The sequence below is a fragment of the Oscillochloris sp. ZM17-4 genome (genome assembly GCF_019599295.1).
Classification (GTDB): Bacteria; Chloroflexota; Chloroflexia; order Chloroflexales; family Chloroflexaceae; genus Oscillochloris.
The window spans coordinates 214,145-215,670 of the sequence record NZ_JAIEWN010000003.1; the positions used below are offsets into that span (position 1 = coordinate 214,145).

Consider the following 1,526-nt stretch of genomic DNA (forward strand, 5'->3'; position numbering starts at 1 on the left):
TACTGTATCTGCTGGCAACAGATAACACAAGTTTTCGGGGAAGACATCTTTGACACGCTATAGGCTACTGCGGTACTATAGCTCAACACTCAACATTCAACATTCAACATTCAACATGGTTATTGTACGATCAGCGCTACGCAAAGGAGCTGGCGATGAGCGAGACCCACGACGACACCCCGGGCGGGCCGAGCGCACTGGCGACGCTGGCGACATTCCTCTCCGTCGATGGGTGGCGGCCGCAGCGGATCGCCGGGCGGCGGGCCTTCGCGCTGACCTACGGCGGCGCGGGGGGCAGCTTCGCCTGCCTGGCCGAGCTGCGCTCGGAGGCCCAGCAGCTGATCTGCTACGCCCTGGCCCCGCTCAGCGCGCCGCCCGCCCGTCTGCCCGCCGTGGCCGAGTTCATCACGCGGGCCAACTACGGGGCCTACATCGGCAACTTCGAGCTGAGCTACGAGAGCGGCGAGGTGCGCTGTAAGTCGAGCATCGACTTTGAGGGCGAGGCGCTCAGCGAGCGGCTCATCCGCAACACGCTCTACCCGGCCGCGCGCCTGATGGACACCTACCTCCCCGGCCTCACGCGGGTGATCGCCCACGGCGTCGCCCCGCGCGAGGCGATTGATCAGATCGAGCGGATATGATCAGCGCCGACACCCTGGGCCGCAGCTTCGGCCCCTACACCTACACGGTCGAGCGCGAGCGGGTGCGCCTGCTGGCCGCCGCCGTCGGCGAGCTCGCCCCTGCCTACCACGACCTGGCCGCCGCGCGGGCCGCCGGCCTGCCCGACCTGCCGGCCCCGCCGACCCTGGCCACCTGCTACGGGCTGTGGGCCAACCCGGCCCTGCTGGCTGATCTGGCCGCCCTCGGCGCGCCGCTGCCGCGCCTGCTGCACGGCGAGCAGTCCTACAGCTACCACGCGCCGGTGTTCGCCGGCGACACGCTGCGCTCCACGACGACGGTCGTCGGCCTGGAGCAGAAGCGCGGGCAGAGCGGCCCCTTCGAGCTGCTGACTCTGGAGACGCGCCTGCATAACCAGCGCGGCGAGCTGGCGATCGTCGACCGGCTGGTGGTGGTGGTGCGGGGGGGATAATGTTGAATGTTGAGTGTTGAGTGTTGAGTGTTGGGTGTTGGGTGTTGAGTGTTGAGTGTTGGGTGAGCACTATGCGCTACTATGATGATATCCGGGTTGGCGAGGTGTTGCCTGAGCTGGGGGTGCCGGCCCTTGTCGCCGAGGACTTCGCGCGCTACGCCGAGGCCTCGGGCGACCACAACCCGCTGCATGTGGACGAGGCCCACGCCCGGTCGACGGGCCTGGACGGCGTGATCGCCCACGGCATGCTGGTGATGGGCCAGCTTGGCCGGGTGGCCGCCGCGCTGGCCGGCCCCACGGGGCTGCGCTCGCTCAGCACGCGCTTCCGCGACAAGACCCGCCCCGGCGACGCGCTGCGCTGCGGCGGGGCGATCACCGCCGCGTACGAGCGGGGCGGCGAGGGCATCGTCGAGGCCGAGCTGTGGGCCAGGGGCGC

3 protein-coding genes are annotated in these 1,526 nt (G+C 69.3%); all 3 read left to right on the plus strand.

From position 1 onward, the window contains the following. Window positions 1-155 precede the first annotated feature (155 nt). Window positions 156-641, plus strand: coding sequence for a YbjN domain-containing protein (locus K2Z83_RS04410; protein ID WP_220593953.1), 486 nt, complete (start codon window positions 156-158; stop codon window positions 639-641). Beyond that, the gene (locus tag K2Z83_RS04415) at window positions 638-1,090 is read left to right on the plus strand and encodes a MaoC family dehydratase N-terminal domain-containing protein (RefSeq protein ID WP_220593954.1); all 453 of its coding nucleotides are present in this window, start codon (window positions 638-640) and stop codon (window positions 1,088-1,090) included. The genes K2Z83_RS04410 and K2Z83_RS04415 overlap by 4 nt, the downstream gene beginning before the upstream one ends. Before the next feature lie 71 nt (window positions 1,091-1,161). Beyond that, window positions 1,162-1,526, plus strand: a 365-nt coding sequence (locus tag K2Z83_RS04420) for a MaoC/PaaZ C-terminal domain-containing protein (RefSeq protein ID WP_220593955.1), incomplete at its 3' end; no start/stop codon positions are given.